2 protein-coding genes are annotated in these 1,655 nt (G+C 41.1%); both read right to left on the bottom strand.

The features are described 5' to 3' along the window. Positions 1 to 1,133 (bottom strand): replication initiation factor domain-containing protein (locus QUB11_RS31085; RefSeq protein WP_333207545.1); only part of this gene is annotated, 1,133 nt, incomplete at its 3' end. A 1-nt stretch (position 1,134) separates the two neighbouring features. After that, positions 1,135 to 1,655, bottom strand: a 521-nt coding sequence (locus QUB11_RS31080; RefSeq protein ID WP_333207547.1) for a hypothetical protein, incomplete at its 5' end; no start/stop codon positions are given.

Genomic DNA, 1,655 nt, shown 5'->3' with positions numbered 1-1,655 from the left:
ATTTGAAAGCAACCATCACCGATGTTATCAAAATAAGCCTGCTCTGCCGGGGTCGGCTGCACGATGTCGATCGGAAACTTCTGGCTCATTTGAAATGAAAGTGGCACGGGAGCCGGGCAACTCAACCCACCAGCGATCGCACCAGGAGTCTGAACCAATATCAAAAAAACTCCGAGAGCAGTGACACCCAAAAACTTCGCATTCTGCAAAATAGACCTGTGACGCGGTTTCATCCGCAATTTACCGGCCGCCAACATCGATCGCATAAATTTGTCGAAACGCTCAGACCCCATAAATTCCTCAACCATCGCCAGAGTAGCGCAGTGTTTCTCAATGAAGGCGATCGAGCGCTCAATATCAAGATGCAGCGACGGCGAGGGAACGGATATCGGACCGTATTTGTAATCTTTAAAAAACTCTATATCTTCGCGCTGCCTAGAAAAATTGATTTGACCGCAAACCACACCATTTAAAAATTTAGGCAGCTCTTCAACAGGACAAGCAACCATCTCCTGCATAATCCACTCAGCACGGGTACGCTTAAATTCAATCTCAAGGCGATCGTAGTCGATTCCATCAATATTTTTATCGTAAATCCGAACAAATCGCTCGGACTCGCGGGAACCCAAATAAACAGTAGTCCCAGGTCGGTTGTTGCCAGAATTAGAAATGCGTTTAACAGCACGATAGCCAACAAGCAAATTATCAGCCAAAAAAAGCTCCCAATAACGCCGCGACAATCGAGGAGCTTGAACGGGAAAATCAAGAGCAATGTCAATTCTATTGCCAATAAATTCTTCTTCAAGCTGGCAAGACGCTAAAAGAGCTGCAACCTTATCAAAAGTAACACCCGCAAGCGTAGACCCATTAAGGTCAACAAAATGTTTGTAAGGTTCATGAGTTCCAGCAGCCGGATAGCGAGTGCCTATTAAGCTACCTTGAAATTCGTGAACTTCATGCCAAATTTTATTTAAGGCAAAAACGTTAGTATCGCGAACATCTTGGAATTGTTGCTGCTTACGTTCAAATGGTAATCCCAAAATACGCTGAATTTGTCGGAGCATACTGGGATGATAACTAGACACCTGAAATCGCAGCCAGTCAATTCTAATATTCCGAGATAAATATTCCATATTATTTAAACATTTGAATGGGTAAATAAAACGAACCAGCACAGCAAACAAATACTAGCAAAGGATTTCTGAATAGAAAAGTATTAATCACAAATAAGCTAATAAAACAAAGAAGAAATCCAATAACAAGCCTCAACATTATTTTATAGCCCTCTTGACTTTCTCTATCTAGTTTGTCCCAAGTCAAACACTCCTTAGTAATTCGCAAGTCAAGCTTCTTTAATCCAGGGTAACTAGCAGCAGGAAGCATATTCCACAAAGAAATCAGTTTTTTCTGAAAAATATGAGGCCCTGGAAATGGAATCTGACCCTCTAATTTCCAAGCAACAAAAGGATAATTGTTGCTAGCCTCATAAATGCGCTTTTTCTTGAATCTATCAGCTTTATAATATTGGTCTAGTTTCTGTTCTATCTCATCAAAAGTGTGACCTTCATCAAGTAAATTTTGCGCTGAAAGTTCAAGAGAACAAGCAGAATCTATGATATAAGGCTGATAACCAAAAGTCTTGTCAAGCGATACTT

The sequence above is a fragment of the Microcoleus sp. B6-A1 genome (assembly GCF_036705085.1).
Taxonomy (GTDB): Bacteria; Cyanobacteriota; Cyanobacteriia; order Cyanobacteriales; family Microcoleaceae; genus Microcoleus.
Note: the sequence above shows the minus strand (reverse complement) of the source record. Positions and strands in the feature narration are given on the sequence as shown.